The organism is Agromyces binzhouensis (assembly GCF_004135055.1).
Taxonomy (GTDB): domain Bacteria; phylum Actinomycetota; class Actinomycetes; order Actinomycetales; family Microbacteriaceae; genus Agromyces; species Agromyces binzhouensis.
In genome coordinates this window covers 1-3928 of sequence record NZ_SDPL01000295.1, presented here as the reverse complement: position 1 = coordinate 3928, position 3928 = coordinate 1, and the positions used below count along the sequence as shown (strand labels likewise).

At 71.3% G+C, this 3928-nt stretch carries 5 protein-coding genes; 3 read left to right on the top strand and 2 right to left on the bottom strand.

Translation table 11 applies throughout. The annotated features are described in order from the left end of the window. The coding region (locus ESO86_RS12825; RefSeq protein ID WP_165307789.1) for an MFS transporter at positions 1-248 on the bottom strand (248 nt) is incomplete at its 3' end. Then, positions 245-1183: a hypothetical protein gene (locus ESO86_RS12820; protein ID WP_129235376.1), complete on the bottom strand. Its 939-nt coding sequence runs from the start codon at positions 1181-1183 to the stop codon at positions 245-247. The genes ESO86_RS12825 and ESO86_RS12820, both read right to left, overlap by 4 nt. A gap of 122 nt (positions 1184-1305) precedes the next feature. Here ESO86_RS12820 and prfB point away from each other — a divergent pair, with 122 nt between their 5' ends. The 3 genes from prfB to ftsE form a co-directional block, all read left to right on the top strand. Then, positions 1306-2412 carry a peptide chain release factor 2 gene (gene prfB / locus ESO86_RS12815; RefSeq protein WP_129235375.1) on the top strand — a complete coding sequence of 369 codons (1107 nt, stop codon included), beginning with the start codon at positions 1306-1308 and terminating at the stop codon, positions 2410-2412. Between the two features lie 130 nt (positions 2413-2542). Further along, positions 2543-3073 (top strand): flavodoxin domain-containing protein, encoded by a 531-nt coding sequence (locus tag ESO86_RS12810; RefSeq protein WP_129235374.1) that lies wholly within the window; start codon positions 2543-2545, stop codon positions 3071-3073. A 76-nt stretch (positions 3074-3149) separates the two neighbouring features. Next, positions 3150-3928: cell division ATP-binding protein FtsE (gene ftsE, locus ESO86_RS12805; RefSeq protein ID WP_129235373.1), on the top strand; the 779-nt coding region annotated here is incomplete at its 3' end.

Here is a 3928-nt window from a genome sequence, read left to right as displayed (position 1 = left end):
GCGCCGATCATCGCCGGCCGTTCGCCGATGCGGGCGACGAGCCAGCCGGCCGGCAGGTCGCCGACGAGCCCGCCGACCATCAGCATCGCCGCGATGAGGCCCGCGAGCGCGAGCGACGCTCCGCGGTCGACCGCGACGACCGGGATGACGGGCACGAGCGCGCCCTCGCCGAGCGAGAACAGCAGCGTCGGCAGGTACGCGGGGAGCACGATCGACCGCCACGAGAAGGGCGCGGCGGTATCGGTCATCCTCCCGATGCTAGGCCCGAGCCGCCGTCGTACCAGGCGAGCACACGCAGCGCCCGCAGGGTGTTCCAGCGGCTCGGCTTCCCGTCGCCGTCCTCCATCTCGAAGTGCCGGAGCCCGGGGTGGGTGTGCTGGAGCGGCCAGCGTCCGTCCGCGCGGCGTCGTCGTCGTACGAGCTCGATCGCCTCGCCGCACCGGGCATCGGGAGCGCGGCCGGTCGAGCGGAGGTGGTCGAGGGCGCGCAGCACGTCGTAGTGCCATTGCGGAGGGAACGAGAACCGGGTCCACGACTCCCGGATCACCTCACCCGTCGAGCGCGAGCGGAACAGCCGGCGCTCCAGGAGGTACTCCTCGCCGCGCGCCCGCGCGGCGGCGACCGAGGGGTCGGGCGCGATCGATCTCTCGAACTCGAGCAGGGCCTCGAGCGCGAGGATCGTCGTGTTGAACGACGACCGGTGCGAGCGTCGCGGCGCCTGGCAGTTCCATCCGCCGTCCTCGAGCTGCTCGCCGAGCAGCCGGTCGAGCAGGCCGTCCACGAGCGGCCCCGTCTCTCGGAAGTAGGCACCGAGCACGAGCACCATGCTGTTCACGCAGGTCTCCCATTCGCCGCCGAAGAACGGCGCGCCGCCCCGCCCGTCCCAGGTCACGCCCTCGCGCACCCGTTCGAGGGCGCGGGCGGCCTCGGGGGATGCCGGGTCCAGCCCGAGCAGCCGGAGCAGCAGGAGGGTGTAGGTCGTCGACACCCACTTCGGCGAGTAGGTCCCGCCGCCCCATCGGCCGTCCTCGCCCTGGAGCGCGAGCAGCCGCGCACCCCACCCCGCGCGTGCGACCCGCGCGCGCTCGGCGGCGACGGCGTCGTCGGGTGCATTCGTCAGGTCGCGCATGACCTGCCACCGGATCGCGGGGTCGGCGTCGAGCAGCCACGCCGTGACATCCATCGCCAGCCACCCCCGTCGTCGATCGCGTCGAGTCTGCCCGGTCCCCGCCGAAGCCGGGCGGGACGTCCGACCCGTGACCCGCGCAGGTCGCTCACGGCCGGGGCCACTAGGCTGGACGGGACATGTTGGATCTTGACCTCACGCAGGAGATCGCTTCCCTGCGCAGCACCTTCAGCGACATCCGCGCCGTCGTCGACGTCGACGCCCTCAAGGCCGACATCGCCCGGCTCTCCGAGGAGGCCGGCGCGCCGTCGCTCTGGGACGACCCCGCGAACGCGCAGAAGATCACGAGCGCGCTCAGCCACCGCCAGACCGAACTCAAGCGCGTCACCGAGCTCGAGCGCCGCATCGACGACCTCGAGGTGCTCGTCGAGCTCGCGAACGAGATGGAGGACGAGGACTCCGCCGTCGAGGCCCGCAACGAGCTCGCGGCGCTCGAGCAGACCGTCAGCCAGCTCGAGGTGCAGACGCTGCTCGACGGCGAGTACGACCCGCGCGGCGCGGTCGTCACCATCCGCTCGGGCGCCGGCGGCGACGACGCCACCGACTTCGCCGAGATGCTCATGCGCATGTACCTGCGCTGGGCCGAGCGGCACAAGTACCCGGTCAAGGTCATGGACACCTCCTACGCGGAAGGCGCGGGCATCAAGTCCGCGACGTTCGAGATCGACGTGCCCTACGCCTACGGCACCCTCTCGGTCGAGGCCGGCACGCATCGCCTCGCCCGCATCAGCCCGTTCGGCTCGGCCGACAAGCGCCAGACGAGCTTCGCCGCGGTCGAGGTCATCCCGGTGATGGAGGAGGCCGTCGAGGTCGACGTCCCCGAGAACGACATCCGCGTCGACGTGTTCCGCTCGTCGGGCCCCGGCGGGCAGTCGGTCAACACCACGGACTCGGCCGTGCGCCTCACGCACATCCCGACCGGCATCGTCGTCTCGATGCAGAACGAGAAGTCGCAGATCCAGAACCGCGCCGCGGCCATGCGCGTCCTCCAGACCCGCCTGCTGCTGCTCAAGCGCGAGGAGGAGGCGGCGAAGAAGAAGGAGCTCGCCGGCACCATCACGGCGAGCTGGGGCGACCAGATGCGCTCCTACTTCCTCTACGGCCAGCAGCTCGTGAAGGACCTGCGCACCGGCTACGAGGTCGGCAACCCGGCGACCGTGTTCGACGGCGACATCGACGGGCTCATCGCGGCCGGCATCCGCTGGCGCAAGCAGAAGGACGACTGAGCCGCCGACCCGGCATCCGGGCCGTCGCGGGATGCGATCGCACGGGACCTTCGGCACCGGCCGCCCGTGATCGCGCGGCCTACCCTCACCCCAGCGGGACCACGAGCGTCCCGCGGGGGGAGTGAGCATCATGCGCGTGCTGGTCGCGTACTCGAGCAAGTACGGCGCGACGCGGGGCATCGCCGACCGGATCGCCGATCGCCTGCGCGACGCCGACCACGAGGTCGACATCGAGCACTGCGACGACGTCGAGTTCCCCGAGGGGTTCGACGCCTTCGTCATCGGCAGCGCGACGTACCTGGGCAAGTGGCGCAAGGAGGCTCGGCGCTTCGTGCGGCACAACCACAAGCTGCTCGCCACCCGGCCGGTCTGGCTGTTCTCCAGCGGACCGCTCGGGACCGAGCGCGTCGACAAGGACGGCAACGACGTGCTCGCCGGGGCCGCCCCGAAGGAGTTCGCCGAGTTCGAGGAGCTCATCCACCCGCGCGGCACGATGGTGTTCTTCGGGGCGCTCGATACGGAGCACCTCAAGGGGCGCGACCGCATCGTGAGCTGGATGCCCGAGAACGACGCGCTGCCCGCCGGCGACTTCCGCGACTGGGACGCGATCGACGCGTGGGCGAGCAAGGTCGCGTCCGAACTCGCCGCGCTCCCCGCCTGAACGAGCGGGTCGGCGGCCCGGCGTTTTCCGGTGTCGCTGCCCCGTTTCGAGCGGATGCCGCCTACGCTCGAACCCGATGATCCGCTTCGACTCCGTCACCAAGTCCTACCCCGGGCAGACCCGACCCGCCCTCGACGGGATCACGGTCGAGATCCTGCGCGGGGAGTTCGTGTTCCTCGTCGGTGCGTCGGGATCGGGCAAGTCCAGCTTCCTGCGACTGATCCTCAAGGAGGACCGGCCGACGGCCGGTCGGATCCACGTGCTCGGCCAGGACCTGCGGTCCATCTCGACGCGCAAGGTCCCGTACTTCCGGCGCAGCCTCGGCGTCGTGTTCCAGGACTTCCGCCTGCTGTCGAACAAGAACGTCTTCGAGAACGTCGCCTTCGCCCTGCGCGTCATCGGCAAGTCGCGCGGGTTCGTGCAGTCCGCGGTGCCCGAGACGTTGAAGCTGGTGGGCCTCGACGGCAAGGGCAAGCGGATGCCGCATGAGCTCTCCGGCGGCGAGCAGCAGCGCGTCGCGATCGCGCGTGCCATCGTCAACAAGCCGCAGATCCTGCTCGCCGACGAGCCCACGGGCAACCTCGACCCGGTCACCAGCGCCGGGATCATGACGCTCCTGGAGCGCATCAACGCGAGCGGCACGACCGTGGTGATGGCCACGCACGAGGCGGGCATCGTCGACCAGATGCAGCGCCGCGTGATCGAACTGAGCTCCGGCGAGGTCGTGCGCGACGAGCGCAGCGCGGGCTACGCGGTCGGCGTCGTGCTCGCCCCGACCACGTCGGTCGTCGGCGCGATCCCGGGCGACGCGGTTCCGTCGGACCTCGCGGCCGCAGCGCTCGCCGCGGTGGGCGC